The sequence below is a fragment of the Nocardiopsis dassonvillei subsp. dassonvillei DSM 43111 genome, from assembly GCF_000092985.1.
GTDB lineage: Bacteria > Actinomycetota > Actinomycetes > Streptosporangiales > Streptosporangiaceae > Nocardiopsis > Nocardiopsis dassonvillei.
In genome coordinates this window covers 181,420-196,148 of record NC_014210.1, presented here as the reverse complement: position 1 = coordinate 196,148, position 14,729 = coordinate 181,420, and the positions used below count along the sequence as shown (strand labels likewise).

At 70.4% G+C, this 14,729-nt stretch carries 12 protein-coding genes; 3 read left to right on the top strand and 9 right to left on the bottom strand.

Translation table 11 applies throughout. The features are described from left to right. Nucleotides 1-172 precede the first annotated feature (172 nt). Both NDAS_RS00795 and NDAS_RS00790 read left to right on the top strand, forming a co-directional pair. Complete coding sequence (locus NDAS_RS00795; RefSeq protein WP_013151213.1) at nucleotides 173-1,339, top strand: DUF695 domain-containing protein; 1,167 nt, start codon at nucleotides 173-175, stop codon at nucleotides 1,337-1,339. 276 nt (nucleotides 1,340-1,615) lie between these two features. Next, nucleotides 1,616-2,467, top strand: coding sequence for a hypothetical protein (locus NDAS_RS00790; RefSeq protein ID WP_013151212.1), 852 nt, complete (start codon nucleotides 1,616-1,618; stop codon nucleotides 2,465-2,467). 62 nt (nucleotides 2,468-2,529) lie between these two features. Here NDAS_RS00790 and NDAS_RS00785 read toward each other — a convergent pair whose 3' ends face one another. The 5 genes from NDAS_RS00785 to NDAS_RS00765 form a co-directional block, all read right to left on the bottom strand. Further along, entirely contained in the window at nucleotides 2,530-3,537 is a 1,008-nt protein-coding gene (locus NDAS_RS00785) for an STM4015 family protein (protein WP_013151211.1), read from the bottom strand. A gap of 212 nt (nucleotides 3,538-3,749) precedes the next feature. Beyond that, the gene (locus tag NDAS_RS00780) at nucleotides 3,750-4,373 is read right to left on the bottom strand and encodes a DUF5956 family protein (protein WP_013151210.1); all 624 of its coding nucleotides are present in this window, start codon (nucleotides 4,371-4,373) and stop codon (nucleotides 3,750-3,752) included. A 302-nt stretch (nucleotides 4,374-4,675) separates the two neighbouring features. Next, the gene (locus NDAS_RS00775; protein WP_013151209.1) at nucleotides 4,676-4,903 is read right to left on the bottom strand and encodes a hypothetical protein; all 228 of its coding nucleotides are present in this window, start codon (nucleotides 4,901-4,903) and stop codon (nucleotides 4,676-4,678) included. A 161-nt stretch (nucleotides 4,904-5,064) separates the two neighbouring features. After that, nucleotides 5,065-6,075, bottom strand: a complete 1,011-nt coding sequence (locus NDAS_RS00770) for an STM4015 family protein (protein WP_041552162.1) — start codon at nucleotides 6,073-6,075, stop codon at nucleotides 5,065-5,067. A 321-nt stretch (nucleotides 6,076-6,396) separates the two neighbouring features. After that, entirely contained in the window at nucleotides 6,397-7,344 is a 948-nt protein-coding gene (locus NDAS_RS00765) for an ion transporter (RefSeq protein WP_013151207.1), read from the bottom strand. 519 nt (nucleotides 7,345-7,863) lie between these two features. On the opposite strand from NDAS_RS00765, the gene NDAS_RS00760 reads away from it, so the two are divergent. Beyond that, nucleotides 7,864-8,415 (top strand): thymidine kinase, encoded by a 552-nt coding sequence (locus NDAS_RS00760; RefSeq protein WP_013151206.1) that lies wholly within the window; start codon nucleotides 7,864-7,866, stop codon nucleotides 8,413-8,415. A 78-nt stretch (nucleotides 8,416-8,493) separates the two neighbouring features. Here NDAS_RS00760 and NDAS_RS28440 read toward each other — a convergent pair whose 3' ends face one another. The 4 genes from NDAS_RS28440 to NDAS_RS00740 are packed head-to-tail and all read right to left on the bottom strand — an operon-like array spanning nucleotide 8,494 to nucleotide 13,473. Then, nucleotides 8,494-9,252 carry a hypothetical protein gene (locus NDAS_RS28440; protein ID WP_126625038.1) on the bottom strand — a complete coding sequence of 253 codons (759 nt, stop codon included), beginning with the start codon at nucleotides 9,250-9,252 and terminating at the stop codon, nucleotides 8,494-8,496. Then, the gene (locus tag NDAS_RS00750) at nucleotides 9,245-10,423 is read right to left on the bottom strand and encodes a C40 family peptidase (RefSeq protein ID WP_013151205.1); all 1,179 of its coding nucleotides are present in this window, start codon (nucleotides 10,421-10,423) and stop codon (nucleotides 9,245-9,247) included. Before NDAS_RS00750 ends, NDAS_RS28440 begins: the two co-directional genes overlap by 8 nt. Before the next feature lie 4 nt (nucleotides 10,424-10,427). Then, a complete protein-coding gene (locus NDAS_RS00745) occupies nucleotides 10,428-11,105 on the bottom strand; it encodes a hypothetical protein (RefSeq protein ID WP_013151204.1) in 678 nt (225 codons plus the stop codon). Nucleotides 11,106-11,124: 19 nt separating this feature from the next. Further along, nucleotides 11,125-13,473, bottom strand: a complete 2,349-nt coding sequence (locus NDAS_RS00740; protein ID WP_013151203.1) for a type IV secretion system protein — start codon at nucleotides 13,471-13,473, stop codon at nucleotides 11,125-11,127. Between the last annotated feature and the right edge of the window lie 1,256 nt (nucleotides 13,474-14,729).

Genomic DNA, 14,729 nt, shown 5'->3' with positions numbered 1-14,729 from the left:
CGCTCGTGGAGGGGACGGAGTCCCCGCCTGGGGGGACGGGAACCTCCGACCGGGGGTCAACGGCGACGCCCGGCGGGGAACCAGGCCGCGGCCTCGGGAGGGCGAACCGTCCGCCGGGCGGCCCCCGGGCGCGACGGCGAGTGTGGTCGTCCGCTTCTGCGAAAATCGGGGCATGGCTCTGTTCCGTCGTCGCCGCTCCACCGACTCCGCCTCCTCAGTGACCGCCTTCTGGGACGCCTGGCCCGCCGAACGCGAGGCCCTGGCCAGCGCGGTCGAGTCGGACCAGCCCGTGCCCGCCGAGGTGTCCGAGCGCGTCACCGCGCTGGTCCGCTCCATCCACCCGGACATGGAGTGGGAGGTGGGCCGCGCCCCGAAGCCGAGCGGCGGCCTGGAGGACCTCGACCTGTCGACCGACGTCGACCCGGGCAAGCTCCTGGAGCAGCTGGCCGCCCTGGACGACCCCTCCCGGCTGACCGACGGCCCCGCCTACGCCCTGACGCTGCGCCCCGGCGGCTCGGAGGAGGCGCGCATCCTGTCCGAGCGCTGGGCGCGCTCGGCCCCCGAGGACTCCCGGTGGCTGTTCCGGCCGGTGCGGCCCGCCGACCACGACCAGCTGTCCTCCACCGTCAACCTGGACGACCACGAGCTCGACCTGTCGCACGTGTCGGTGTCCATGCGGGTCGACCACGCGACCGGCAAGGTCGAGGTGGGCGTGTACCACCCCGACAACATGTTCCTGCCCGAGAGCACGCGCGCCGCCGTGGCCGAGCACGTCACCCTGCTGGCGCTGGGCGAGGACGACCGGGTGCGGTGGATCGGTGAGACGGCGCCGCTGGACGAGCCGCCGCTGGACCCGCTGCCGCCCACGTCGATGCCCGCCGTGGTGCGGCAGATGGCGGACATGCTCGGCGGGTCGGGCGGCTGGGCGACGCTGCACGGGCGCATCCCCCTCCAGGGCGCGGTGGAGATCCTGCTCCGCCACCCGCTGACCCGTCGCGACTTCCCGGCGTTCACCCTGTTCGTGCAGGTGATCGTGCCGTACACGCACACGGACGAGGACAAGCTGCCCGCCGGCGCCTCCGCCTCGGCGCTGGACGACCTGGAGGCCCGGATCTCGGGTGTGCTGGGGGACAACGGCGCGCTGTTCATGCGCCAGACCGTGGGCGGCAGGCGTGACTACCGCTACTACCTGGACCCGGACTCGGGCGTGCTGCCCGAGTTCGAGGCCGTGCTGACGGACTGGTCCGAGGGGGAGGTCAAGCTGCGCAGCCAGCTCGACCCGTCCTGGGCGCAGTTCAACGCCGCGCGCAGGCCGTTCCGCCGCCAGCTGGGCGAGTAGGGCGCGGCGGCGGGGCAGCGGCCGGGACGGCTGTCCACCGCCGCGGGGGAAACGGATCACCGGTTCTTGGTCCGCCGCCGACTCCGGGGGCTTCAGGGTCAACCCGAAATCCCACCTTGCACATCTGGCCCCCAAGTCACAACAGGCGTAACGTGTCATTTCCGCCAGGAGGATGATGCGGCCTTGGACGGTGTGCAGCCACGAGCACCATCGGGTCGGCCCCGGGTCGCCGCGGTCGGCGCGGTCCTCGCCCTGTGCCTGGTGGGAGCTCCGCTGATGTCCCTGTTCCCCGTGGGGATCTGGGACACCGCCCGCGCCCTGACGTTGAGCGGCGCGGGCCAGGGGGCGCTGCTGCTCGCGCCGGTGGTCGCCGGGGTCGTCCTGCTCATGTTCTGGCTGGCGTCCCAGTGGTTGGAGAGGTCCGGCGTGAACCATCCCTTCGCGTCGGCCGCGCTCGTGACGGCCACCGCCATGGTCACACCCGTGGTCGTCGCGTTCCTGGCCCCGGAGGTCATGACGCTGCCCTGGGGGACCGCCGCCAACACCGCCTTCCTGACCGGGACCGTCGCGACGCTGGGCATGGGCGCGTCGATGCTGTTGGACCGGCCCTCCGACCGCTGGCGGCCGGGGGTGCTGCCCGCCGTGGCGGTGGTCGCCGTCCTGCTCGCGGCGCTGCCCGCCGTGGAGGACGCGGTGCTCGCGCGGGCGGCCGACGAGCGTTCGCGCGCGCAGATCATGTCCTTCGAGCGGACCATCGCGGTGCTGGACCACCCGGGATGGTCGCTGGCCCAGGTGCACGAGGTGGAGGACGGCCTGCGCCTGACCTACCGCGACGGGAACGGGGCGCCGCTGCACGTGCTGACGTGGGACGGCACGCGTTCGGCCGACGCCGGGTTGGACGCGGGCTGCGGTTTCCCCGGCACGTGGTGCCGCGACCTGGGGGAGGCGGTGGTCGTGCACCACGCCGACGGCCACCCGAGCGAGCTGCGCACGCACCTCGACGACGGCACGGTGGCGAGCCTGCTCCCGGAGCCGGGCACGCCCACCGACCTGCTCGGGGTGTCCCGGGCGCTGCGCCCCGAGGAGCCCGGTGAGCGCCGCGACCTCGTGGAGGCCGTCACCGCGTGAGGCGGCGCGGGCCCGCCCCCGCCCTGCCCGGCCCCGGCCGACCGGTCCCCCGAGCGTCCCGGCTACTCCGCCGCCGCGGTGTAGTACTCCAGTTCGCCGTCTCCGTAGTCCTCGGGCTCCCGGGGATCGGACAGGTCGACCTCGACCCCGCTCCCGGCGAACGCGGCGCCCACGCGCTCCACCGCCTCCTGGTCCAGGTAGTGGTGGTGCAGATCCAGCCTGCGCAGACCGGCGAAGGCGTCGGCCCGTTCGACGAGCGCCCGGGCTCCCCGGTCGGTGAGGACGCCCAACGACAGGTCCAGGACCTCCAGGCGACCGACCACGGGCGCGTCGGCCAGCACCGGGACCCACGCGTCCACGTCCTCGGCGTTGCGCACGCCCAGGTACCGCAGACCGGGGAACGCCCCGCCCGAGAGCACCGGCTCCAGGTCCCGGGGCGAGACGTCGCGGCCGTAGTCCTCCATCCCCAGCCACAGCTCCAGGTGCTCCAGCGCGGGCAGACCCGAGGACGCCACCTCGCGCACGACCCGGCCCGGCAGACCGCCGCTCTCCAGGGTGAGGGAGCGCAGGCCGGTGTGGGAGGGCACGTGCAGGCTGAGGCCGCCCCCGCCCCGGATACCGTCGGCGCCCCGGGTGGCCAGCCGCTCCAGGCGGGGGAAGGCGGCCAGCAGCGGTGCCATGTCCCCCTGGTTGATCCAGGAGAGCTCGCACTCGTCGGCGGTGATGTCGCCGACGAAGACCGAGCGCAGGTTCGGCAGCGCGTCGGCGTGCTCGGCCAGCAGCTCCACGGCCTGCTCGGGACCGCACTGGTCGGGGCTGACCCAGTCACCGAGGACCAGCGCCGTCACGCGCTCGGTGTCCACCTCGGACATGAAGAGGGAGAAGTACTGGTCGTAGTCGTCCTCGGGACGCCTGCCGTCGCTTCCGCTGGTCCGCAGCCGCCAGGCCGTGGACGCGGGGTCGCGCGGGTCCCCTCCGCGCCTTCGGACCTGTTCGAGCCGCTCCTCACGCGTGCCCTCGGCGGGGAACTCGACCACGGGCAGGCCTGCGAACTCGGTGAGATCGGCCATGGGGGCTCTCTTTCCGGGGAGGTGGAGGTGGTTCCCCCATGCCTAGCAGCCCCCGGGGACAGCCGGGCACGCCCGGAACCGCCACCCGGGTCGGGTTCCGCTCACCCGCTCGCGCCGTCCCTCGCACCGCCGCGCCGTGCGGGTAGCCCGACCGCTCGCACCCCGCCGTCCAGGGTTCCGCTCCGCCGCGCGGGACCGCCCCCGAACACCCCTCAGGAGCCGCCGAGCGAGTCCGGGAGCGCGGACCGTCCGGCGTCCCCGTACAGGCGCCGGGCCAGGTTCCTCATGGACCGGCGCATCCCCGGCGGGTCCTGCTCGTTCGAGCCCACCGACGCCAGGTGGGAGGAGAACGAGCCGAAGAGGTGGTCGCCGTCGCGGATCCCCCCGGGCAGCTCGGCGAACCACCGGTACCCGCACGGCTGGTGCGGGACCCCGGCCTCCGTCAGGAAGTCGTCGACACCGCGGTCGACGCCCGCCCGGTCGGTGCGCGTCCTCTCCTCCCACCGCTGGACGCGCCTGCCGCGGTTCTCGCAGGTCACGTGCACCGGGGAGGGCGGGTGCCGCTCCGGGCACCGGACGGCGTGCTCGGGGCCCACCGCCCAGGCGACCAGGGCGTGCCAGCCGGATTCGGGGACCTCGACGAACCTCCTTCCGCGGAGTTCGGGGTGTTCGCCGGTGTCCGCCTCGTGCGGGGGCAGGGGCAGGACGGGGTACTCCGACCAGGTACGTCCGCTCAGGTCCTCGCGGTGCCCGCCCACGTGGAAGTAGGCCAGCTCCGCCCTGGTCTCCTTCCGTTTCCCGGAGGTCCAGCGGTCGTCGTGCGGCCCGTCGCTCATGGACAGCAGCCTTCCCAGGGTTTCGCGGAGTCCGTCCCAGCCCGTTCCTATCGTGCGGCGGGGGCCGGAACCAGGGGCGAAGGGTCCGGTCGCGTGGCCGGGAGCGGCCACGTCCGCGGTGTCGGACGGGCCCGCGGGCGGCCCCGTGGCAGGACCCGGCCCGGAGCCGCCGTCCGCAGGAGGGGCCTTGGGGCGGGCACGCGCGGATACGCGCGGAGTCCCTGCGCACAGGGAGGCGCCCCCGGTCGTGAACCGGGGGCGCCTTCTCCTGTCCGGCCCCGTCCGGGGCGCGGCGGGCCGGGTCAGCCGTTCTCCTTCTTGATGCGCTCGACGAGCATCTTCTTGCCCTGCTCGCCGGCCTTCTGGTTGTTCTCCTGGATCCGGCGGAACCACTGGGCGAGCTCGTCGTCGCCCTGTTTCTCGGCGTCCTTGATGTAGCCCTCCAGGCGCCAGACGTTCTCCAGCGACTGGTGGACGGCCCAGACCAGGTTGTAGTTCTTGTCCTTGAGCGGGCTCTCGGGCTCAGCCATGACAACCTCCTCGGTGTCGCGTCTTTCCGCTGCCGGGATCCCACTGCCCAACCCGCCCTCCGGGTACACACGGCGACGGGCGATGACGCACGGCCCCCGATCCGCCCCCACCGGGCCGTTTCCTCACCGGTCGGACCGTTCCCTCCGGGCGCGCGGCCCGGTCACTCGGAAGCCGCGGTGTAGTAGTAGGGCTCCTCGTCCTCGTCGTCCTCCCGGTCCTCCTCGTCCCTTCCGACGTCGAGGTCGAGCTCGACCCCGGTTCCGGCGAACGCGGCCCGCACCCGCTCCACCATCCCCTCACTCAGGAAGTGGTGGTGCAGGTCGAGCTTGCGCAGTCCGGAGAAGGCCTCGGCCCGGTCGACGAGTTCCCGGGCGCCCTGGTCCGTCAGGATGCCCAGGGACAGGTCGAGCACCTCCAGTCTCTTGACGACGGGTGCCCCGGCCAGCACCGGAACCCACTCGGTCCAGTGCTCGGCGTTGCGCACGCCCAGGTACCTCAGCCGGGGGAACGCCTCGCCCGAGAGCACCGGCGCCAGATCCTGCGGGGAGGCGCAGCCGCCGTACTCCTCCATCCCCAGCCACAGCTCCAGGTGCTCCAGCCCGGGCAGAGCCGAGGACGCCACCTCGCGCACGACCCGGCCCGGCAGGCCCCCGCTCTCCAGGGTGAGGGAGCGCAGCGCCTCGTGTGAGGGCACGTGCAGCCCGAGCTGCCCCTCCATGCCGTCGGCGCCCTTCACCGTCAGCTCCTCCAACCGGGGGAAGGCGGCCACGAGCGGCGCCAGGTCGGGCTGGGAGATCCAGGACAGCTCGCACTCGTCGAAGGTGATGTCACCGAAGAAGACCGAGCGCAGGTTCGGCAGCGCGTCGGCGTGCTCGACCAGCAGGTCCGCGGCCTGGTACAGACCCCCGTCGGAGGCATAACCCCATTCGCCGATGACGAGTGCCGTCAACTGCCCGGTGTCCACCTCGGACAGGAACCGGGCGAGGTAGTCGGCGCCCTTGTCCTCGGGGGGCCTTCGGAGGTGCTCGCTGGTCCGCAGCCGCCAGGCCCTGGAGGCGGGGTCGCGCGGGTCGCCGCCCCGTTCCCGGATACGTTCGAGCCGTTCCTCCCACGTGCCGCTGGCGGGGAACTCGACCACGGGCAGACCCGCGAACTCGGTGAGGTCGGGCATGAGGGCTCTCTTCTCGGGCTTCAGGGGGTGAAATACTGCCTTCATGCCTAGCAGTTCGGGATGACAGACGGGGTCAGGAAGCCTCGCGGAGCATGGAGGCCCGGAGGCCGCCGGGTCGGGGAAGCCGCTGGACTCCGCGGGCGGGGCCGGAGGAAGACTCGTCCCCCGCCTCCGGGCGGATTACCCGCCTCGACACCGTTCGTGGCCGGGAGCTGCGAGCGCCCACGCCCTCCCCCGCCCGTGTCGCCGCCTCTGGTCCGCGGGGCGTGACACGAGCACGCGGACACCCGGCAGCCCGCCTCCGGGCCCGCGTCTGTTCGGCTACAGGGGTGAGGGAGGCGGCGGCTGCGCCGCGTCCCCGTTCCCGCGCCGGACGGACTCGGCCGGCTCCCCGGGCTGGATCGTCCGGACGGCCTGGGCTGTCTGGGTCGCCCGGTCCGCCTGGACGCTCCCCGGAAGGCCGGCGGCGCCGGGGTCCGCGTCCCGCTCGCGCAGCATCCGGTCCAGGCGCTCGACCTGCTGCCCGAGTTCCACCAGGCGGGCCATGACCGCCTCGTGCTGGACCTCCTCCAACTGCTGGTCCTCGGCCCAGCGGACCTCGCTGATCTCCTGCTCCAGGGAGGTGACGATCACCGCGATGACCAGGTTCAGCATGATGAACGCCGTCAGCACGATGTAGCACACGAAGAAGATCCAGGCCGTCGGATGCTCCGCCAGCACCGCGTCCGAGACGTCCGGCCAGCCCTCCGTCGTCATCAGCAGGAACATCGTGTACAGCGACGTGCCCAGATTGCCGAAGAACACCGGCACGGCCTCACCGAACAGCTGGTGGGCGATGATCGCCGAGGTGTAGATGACCACCAGGAGCAGGCCGATCACCGTTCCCACCCCCGGCATGGCCTTGAACAGCGCGGTGATGATCTGCCGCATCTGCGGGACGGCGGTGATCACCCGCAGGATCCGCAGCACCCGCAGGATGCGGAGCACGGCGAACGGGCCGGTGGCCGGGATCACCGAGACCAGCACCACCAGGAAGTCGAACCAGTTCCAGGCGCTCCGGAAAAACCGTCCCCGCCAGGCGTGGATCTTGAGGATCATCTCGACGACGAACACGCCGATGACGACGTACTCGATGACCACCAGATACGGAAGGGCGGAACCCCCATAAGTCATCCAACCCAAAATCACGGCATTGACCAGAATCACCGCGAGCACGATGTTGGAGAACCACTGACTCTCCACGAGCCTGGTGACCTGAGCACGCCGCAATGCCGCTTCCCCCTCGCCAATTCCACTTCCGAGCGATTCGGACATGGGGCATCAAATATATCTAAGCGGACTCAACTTCTGCGCGGCGCGCCTGCCTTTGGTCGGGCGTGTACAGCTTCGCGCTCACACCGGCAGACACGACCACACCCCGTGCCCACACTTCACAGAAGGCGCACCCTCACGGTTCCGACGGCCGCCCAGAAGGCGCAGGAAGGGGAAATGGCAGGTGCCGCATCCCATACCCCCGGCTTCCGGTCCGATCAGTGTCCGAAGGCGGTGAGACCGAAAACACCGCGCCCCTCGCGTCCTCCTCGTCGGGAAGGGCCCTTCCCGACGAGGAGGACGCGAGGGGCCGCGAGGAGGAGGAAGCGGCGAACGGGGATGCGCAAGGCGGGCGGGCGGTGGTTCGGGAGGTCCCGCACGTCACTGGTATGTTCACTGCTGGCCACGGCAGGAAGCCCGACACGGTGACGAGCCCGAGCCGTCGACAGCGCCAGCGCCCGCGACACAGGAAGAGACATGGCGGAGCTGAAGTACTTCACAGGTTCGATGAACTCGGGCAAGAGCACGATGGCCCTCCAGGAGCACCACTCACGCGGCGGCGAAGGAGTGCTGTACACGAAGCAGGACCGCGCCGGAGCGGGCATCATCTCGTCCCGCCTGGGCCTGGAGTCCCCCGCCGTGGAGGTGGGCGACGACCTGGACCTGTACGACGACATCGCCGACCGCAAGGCCCCCTACGTCATCTGCGACGAGGCCCAGTTCCTGTCCTACAAGCAGGTGGGACAGCTCGCGGGCGTGGTGGACGGGATGCGGATCGACGTGTACTGCTACGGGATCCTCACCGACTTCCAGGGGCAGCTGTTCCCCGGCTCGAAGCGCCTGGTGGAACTCGCCGACAAGATCGAGGTCCTGCCGGTGTCCGCGCGCTGCTGGTGCGGCGGCCGCGCCACCCACAACGCGCGCGTGGTGGACGGGGTCATGATCTACGAGGGCGAGCAGGTGCACATCGGCGGCAACGAGTCGTACGCGACCCTGTGCCGCCACCACTTCATGGCCGGAGTCGCCTGACCGGACCAGAGCCGTGGATGCCCACGACGGTCCAGGTGCCGTGGACGTGGGAAGGACGATGGGTTCCGCCCTGCCGCCTCACTCTGGGATCATAGTGCCTAGGTCGTTGTCCAAACGGGTCTCCAATTTCATCACCTCGTGCGAGAACTCCGCTGCCGAAGCACCGTCCTCCGCGGTCATGTTCACTATGAAAACCCCACTCCTTTTCCTGGCGACCACAGTGTAGAATTTCCCTTCTCCACTCTCGGGAATGCCATAGAAGTAGTGTGCTTCATCAACCATGGAATAGGGCCCACTCTCCTCGATGACGCGACCAGAGGACTCGATCTCGTCAGCCCAAGTTTCCAGATCCACCTGAGCTAATTCGTCTCGATTATCTTCAGGAGAGTAGATGATGGCACGGTAGGAGAATTCGAATTCCCAGGGAACCGCATACGTCGCATCAGGCCGGACGATCCCACCACACGAACCCGAGCGGACCAGGTTACCCTCTTCAGGAGGGCCACCGTCTATGGACTCGTCTTTCGGTTCCTCGGACCCCGAGGTCAGACTGAGTTGAATCGCGGAGATCGAATCAACGATTTCGCAGAGATCGAACCTGTCTTCCAGGAACTCCTCCCGTGGCGCGGTCGGCTGGGCAGCGACAGAACCGGCGCCGTCAGGAGTCCGTTCCTCCGGTCCGACCCCTGACGTCAGGGTGGAGATGAATGTCCCCAGTACAGCGATAACGACACCAAAAGCCCCGAAGGCAGCCAGGGTTCCGCACCCGAAAACCGCCGCGGCGGCCTTCCACCCGTGCAGCCCCTGCTTGCCGGGCGGTGCCTTCTGGTCAACCACGACTGTCCTGCGCCTCCAACTGGGCCTGCACGTCCGGGTGCTCCAGCGGACGCGTGAAACCCATGATGTCCGCACGATTGGGGTCATCGTACTCGCGCACCGCGATCGGACCACAGTTGGTGCACCAGGCCTCGACCATCAGCCCGTCGCCGATCACCATGCCCACGTGCCCCGGGCCGGGGGGCTCCCCCGCCCGGCTCACATGGAAGAACACCAGGTCGCCAGGCTGTTCCTCCCCCTGGGAGACCTCGGGGCCGAAACCCCACTGGTCCTGGGAGATCCGCGGAATGGTGACGCCGATGCTCTCGTAGGCCTTCTGCATCAGACCGGAGCAGTCGAACCCGTTCGGGCCGACGCCGCCCCAGACGTAGGGCTTGCCGCGCTGGGCCAGGGCCCAGTCGACCACGGCCTGGGTCAGCTCGTCCGGGGCGCTCCCGATCGGGGCGCCCTGCGCGTCGAGCTGGCAGGCGACCGCGGTCTCGATGGAACCCGACGTGTCGTACTCCCCCTCCGCGTACTGCTGCGCCCACTCCAGCACGTCGTCCACGTACCACCAGGCGTGGTTGTAGCCGTAGATGGCCTGCCGGACGTCCTCCTTCAGGCCGTGGGCGATGAGGTAGTCGGCTGCGGCCGGGATCGCGTCGGCGGGGTCGTAGACGCTGACGATCCCGTCGTCGTTTCCGTCGACGCCGTACCCCTGCTCGGGGCGCTCGTCCACCGGCTGCACGGGCTCGCCGCCCCAGCTGTTGCCCGCCGCGGAGCCGTCCAGGGAACCGAACTGCATCGGCCCGGCCGCACCCCAGTCGTTGTGCCCCTCGGTGATCCCCGGGCCCTCCCAGCGCCCGTGGTGGGACTCGACCTGGCCCACACCCGCGAGGATGTTCCACGGGATCCCGCGGTCCTCCCCGACCTCCATGTAGATCCGCAGGTAGTTCTCCGGAATGGAGTCCATGGCGTAGCCGCTCGCGTCCGGCTGCTCGGCGTCCGTGTCCGGCCCGCAGACCAGCCCGTTCGCCATCATGGAGCCGATCTGCTGGGTGGTGTTGGTGATCACGGGGATCACCAACATCGCGAACACGGTCATCAGGGCGACCGTGACGGCGACGGCTGCGCCGAACCACAGGCCCGCCGCGCCCCTGTCAGAGGGCCTGCGGGTGAAAAGGGAGATCACGGGGTCACTCCTCCCCTCCGAACTGCCCGGCGTCGGCGGGCTGGAAGTCGAAGACCCTCCAGGAGCCGCCGCTGCGTACGACGGTGACGGCGAACTCGCCGAGGTTCTCGTCGAACTCGGCGCTCCCCGTCTCGGTGATGGACTGCGCCGTCACGACGAAGGTGACCGAGTCGGCGCCGAAGGTCCGTACCGAGTCGACCTGGGCCCGCCCCTCGGCGACCGCCCCGGCCTCGGACATCTCGCTCCAGAAGGCGCCGACCCTGCTGGTCTCGGCCAGCACCCCGGCGAACTCGGGGGTGGCAAGCTCCTCCATCGAGGCGTAGTAGGACTCGGGGGACTGGGTGTAGTCGATGGTTCCGTAGGCCTCGGCGAAGGCCCGGGCCGCCGCACCGGCCGCCTGGAGTTCCGCCTCCGTGAAGGGGAACCAGTCGAGGACGTCCACGTCCTCGGCGGCGGTGGTCGGGATCGGGCTCGGCTCGACGGTGGACAGCCCGTCCGGGCCGCCGGGTCCGCCCGGCGACTCCTCCTGGGCGGTTCCGGGTTCCGGGGAGGCCTCGGAGGGACCGTCCTCCTCGGTGCCCCCGAAGCCTCCGAAGCTCAGGTAGAGCCCAAAGACGACCAGCACGACGATCAGTCCGGTGAAGACAGCCCGCTGGGCGCGTTCGGGGAGAGGGTTGGGCATCGCTTCGGGCCTTTGTTCGTCAGTCGTCGTTCAACCAGAAGGGGACGTCCCGCTTGCGGTCCCTCGTCGTGGAAGAAGCGCTCTCCCCCCAGAAGGGGGTGATGGGCGCGTTGTCCCTGCGCTTGCCGGAACCGGTCAGCCAACCGCCGTCGCCGTCGCCCCGGCCCCGGCTCTCACCGGAGGGCGCGGGACGGGCGGGGCGCTGGGGGGCGGGGCGTTCGCGCCGCTCCCTCGGTGAGCCCCAGCGCGACGCCCGGGCGTTCGGGTTGCCCCGGGCCGGGGTGTCCGCGCGTCCGCCGAAGATGCCCTGGCCGGTACTGGGTTCGGGCCGCTCGGAACTCGCGGCGCGTCCGCTCCCGGCCGCGGGGGCGCCCCCGCCGAACACCGAACCGCCGCCACTGCTTCCACCGCCGTCCCGGCGCTCGGACCCGCCACGGCCTCCCGAGGCGGTGCCGAACACGGAGGCCCAGCCGCTGTCGCCGGTGCCGGTGTAGCCGCCGCTGGGTCGGGGCGGGATGGCCCCGGAGGCGCTGCCACCGGAGAGGCTCGGCGCCTGGTCACCGCTGCGCGCGGACCCGGCGGGCCGGGTGCCGCCACCGCCGCCGGCCGGAGCGCTCCTGGTGACGTTGAGCGGCGGGGCCGCGTTGTCGCGGACCCTGCCGTACCCGGCGGTGCCGCGTGCCCGCGCTCCGTCCGCGCGGACCGGACCGCCGTCGGCCGGAACCTCGTCGCCGACCCCGGTGTCCACACCGCCGTTCGGGACTCCTCCCCCGCCCGCGGGGACCCCCGCGGCCGCTCCGGCGATCTGCGGCCCCCGGCGCAGTCCCCAGGCCTGCGCCTTGAGGTTGGCGACCGGCGGCAGCACCACAGCGCTCCGGCTGAGCGCCTGGCTCTGCGCGGCGTCACTGACGATGCGCGAGGTGAAGGTGTTCGCGTTGACCGAGGAGAACAGGTACGCGAAGGGCTTGCGGTAGACGAAGAGGGCCACGGTGAAGAGCGCCAGCAGGATCATCTGCAGACCCCAGCCGAGGCTGGTGGACATGACCATGCCGTAGCACATGACCAGGAGCGAGATCAGGAGTACGACGAAGATCTGTTTGAGCAGGAAACCGATCATCAGCTCGACCCAGCGCAGCAGGACCATGCGTCCGTAACCCGGGTGGATGCCGATGAGCAGGAATATGGGAGCGAGGAGGAAGAGCAGGAGGAAGGCGATCTTCAGCACGATGAGCGCCACGGAGCCCGCGAGGATCAGTCCCCCGGCGAAGACCGAGGCGAAAAGCGCGAGCGTGGCCACTCCCAGACGGCTTCCCTGGTCATCACCCGCGAAGAGAGGGTAGACGCTGGGATAGAACTCCTGCACGTCAGCGGCGATGGCCTCATAGGCCTCCTGCTTCTCCGCAACGAGTTCGTTGGCGTCGATCTCCTCGTCAGCGATCTGCTGCTGCTCAATTCTGCTGATTCCCTGAGCTGCTATCAGGTCGGTTCCATGGACATGTGCAGCTGATTCGGCGATATCCCCGTTTCCGAACTGTCCGGCGACCCAGGGCTGGCAGACAAGACTGGACCACAGCATGTCCGCGTTGCGCCTGACCTGGAAGTCGGCCTCGGACTCCCAATCAGCGCGCTCCGGTGGCTCTGCCCCTGAGGGGCATGTCCCCGAACCGCCTCCGTAGGGCACCTGCCCGATCGTGCTCGTCACCAGTTGACTGCCGGAGTTCACCAGGCCACTGGCCATACCCATGATCTGGGACGGGTTGACGAGGATCCACAGCCCCAGGGCCGTCGCCGCGACCATCCAGACGCTGGACTCGATCGTGAGCGTCATCCGCTTCCGGATGAGCCCGTACCAGCCCAGCCACAGGGCCCCGAGGATGACGACCGTGGGGATCAGCGGACGCCAGATGCCCTCCCTCAGCGTGACGACCACGTTCTCGACGAGTTCGTTGAAGCTGGCGAGGAGACCGTCGGAGGTCGCGGCCTGGTACACCGTGATCGTCGACTGGTTGATGGTCTTGGACAGGTCCCAGGCCGTGTTGGCCAGGGTCGCCTGCGCGCCGTTGCTGATCCCGTCGACGCAGGACTCGGTGATCATGTGCCACTGCTGCCCGGCGGTGCCGTACTGGCCGTACATGCTGGCGTCGGGCGGCAGACCGTCCGTGGAGCCCTCGATGGAGGACTGCGACTGCGGGGGCACGAGCAGGCCGTCGGAACCGCTTCCCGCCGACTCCGGCAGCGGCGCGGGCTCGCCCGGGCACAGCGGGTTCGCCTGGGCCCCGGTGAGGGGCAGCACGACGAGACCGGTCAGCATGAGGAACGTCATCAGGAGGCGTCGCCATCCCCGCCGTCGGACGTGCTGATGCGTCATCTGCTGGCTCCTGCGTCGTGGTTCGGCCGAAGGCGATGTTCGCAGACACCGGGGCCCCGTCGATGCGCCCGTACACGCGTGCACACCGCACGCGGCCGTGCGCGACCGCAAGGCCCCCGCATGTCTCTACCCCATCCTCTATGGTGCGCCATCAGCGGGTCGGGGAACCGGCGCAACGCGTCGGGTTTTCCCCTTCTCTCCCCCGATGTGGCCAGACCCCGGAGGACAAAGACGACCTCTGCCAACGTTTGCGCAGGTAGCGGGTGCGAACGGCCTTCCGAAACACCCAGAAACCACAAGGCCACAATTTCCTAGCCACCTCCGCACTATGAGGGGCGTCACACTCAGTTTCACCATCAAAAGCGGACACCGAGACATCAACCGGACTGACACCCGATACCAGAACCGCCTTCGGTGGAACCCCGAGTCCGCATTGCCGCAGGACCGAAACCTGACCTAGGTCCACAACGGCATCGCCCTGTTCCCTTCCGACTCAACAGCCCCTTCCCACCCGGACAGCTCTTCGCCCTCCCGCTCTCCCCGGTCCTCGCGGCGTCGCTGCTGCTCGCGGGCATGTCGTGGATGACGGCCGAGGAGGAGGCCCGACGGGCCCGGGCCGAGCTCATGCGCGACGTCGTCGACTTCCCCTTCCCCCTGGTGATCGCCGCGTTGGACTCGCCCCGCTGGGAACCGGCACAGATGTGGTTCCACGAGGACCCCTGGAGCGCCGGTACCAGGTACGTGCCCGTCGGCCCCTCCCCCGAGCCCGACGGGTTCGGTCCCACCCTGCGCAGCCACCCCCTGGAGGGGACGCACGACCCGGCGTGGACGCCTCTGCACGAGGGGTACGGCCTGGAGGGTGGATCACGGTTGTGCGGGGCACACGGGGACGTCGTCATCGTCGACTCTGCGGACGACGCCGTCGGGGCCACGCCCTCCACGGATCCGCCGACCGTCGAGACGGGCGCTCCCACCACGGAGTTCCCCGACATCGGCACGGTGGAACTGTCCGGGCACGTCCGAGCGGCCAGGCCGGGAGGCCGAGGAGATCGCCTCGGCGGTCACGGAATGACATTTCGCGAACACCCGAAACGAGGGGTCCCGTTCCCCCTCCCCGCGCCGTACCGTGCCGCGCGGGTGACCGCTACCGGCCACCCCCACACCGGGGTGTGGGGAACTGTCCGCAATGGAGGGAGAATGGTTCAGGAAACACGGACGAGTGTCACAAAGTGCTGCTGTAGGGCTTTTCTCGGATA